Raw genomic sequence first — 739 nt, 5'->3', positions numbered from 1 at the left:
TGGTAGCCATACTTAAGACAGATGAGATATTATAAAATTGGGAAAGCTTGGGAACCAGAAATCATAGGAGTTAAAGACGGACTAGCTCAAGCTGACTTAATAGAAGAGAAGACGGACGACTACCGAGAGATTAAGGACTTTTTCTATGGACAAACCTATTGGGACAGAAAAGATTTCCTGCCAACTAAAGAATTTATTTTTAAATACATCAAACTCAGAAAAAATGCCAAGGTTACAGACCTGTTGTCTTTTGCGCCACACTTGCTCGGAATTGACTTCGTATTAAGTTCAAAAGTGAAAAGATTATTAAATGGTCTAGACTTAAACAATAACCATTTTTTTGCCACCAATTTGTTTGACTTTAATGGACATGTAATCCACGAACAGTATTTCGTTCTTTATACAATCTACTTTGGCTTCGAGACTGTCAATTTCAAAAAATCGGTTTTCTTCTCGGGAGATGACCAGCTTGGACACAAACAATACCACAATTTCGAAACGTGGAGAAATTGGGAGGACTATTGGGATAGACCGGACCACGAATTTGTAAAAGCTGAGAAGATTGTAATAGCGGAAAAGCATCCTGGAGACTACATTAAAACAAGACTGGGCGGTCCGTTTATATCAGAGAGACTGCTTGACAGATGGACAAGTTTTGGGATTTCAGGATTTGTACAATTGAATGACCAAACAATAGAGTTCGAGTAAGTACGGCTGCCAACACCGTGTTTAAGTAATT

General features: G+C 38.0%; 1 protein-coding gene. It reads left to right on the top strand.

What is annotated here, in order from left to right; genetic code table 11:
- Positions 1-21: 21 nt before the first annotated feature.
- Positions 22-708 carry a hypothetical protein gene (locus KK060_RS24870; RefSeq protein ID WP_254158000.1) on the top strand — a complete coding sequence of 229 codons (687 nt, stop codon included), beginning with the start codon at positions 22-24 and terminating at the stop codon, positions 706-708.
- The last annotated feature ends 31 nt before the right edge of the window (positions 709-739 follow it).

It is taken from the genome of Chryseosolibacter indicum, from assembly GCF_018598585.1.
Lineage (GTDB): Bacteria > Bacteroidota > Bacteroidia > Cytophagales > Cyclobacteriaceae > Chryseosolibacter > Chryseosolibacter indicus.
This window is presented reverse-complemented; position numbering and strand designations above follow the sequence as displayed.

Coding starts and splice junctions, on each gene's coding strand:
- KK060_RS24870 (WP_254158000.1), top strand. CDS start 22: ATGAGATATTATAAAATTGGGAAAGCTTGGGAACCAGAAATCATAGGA.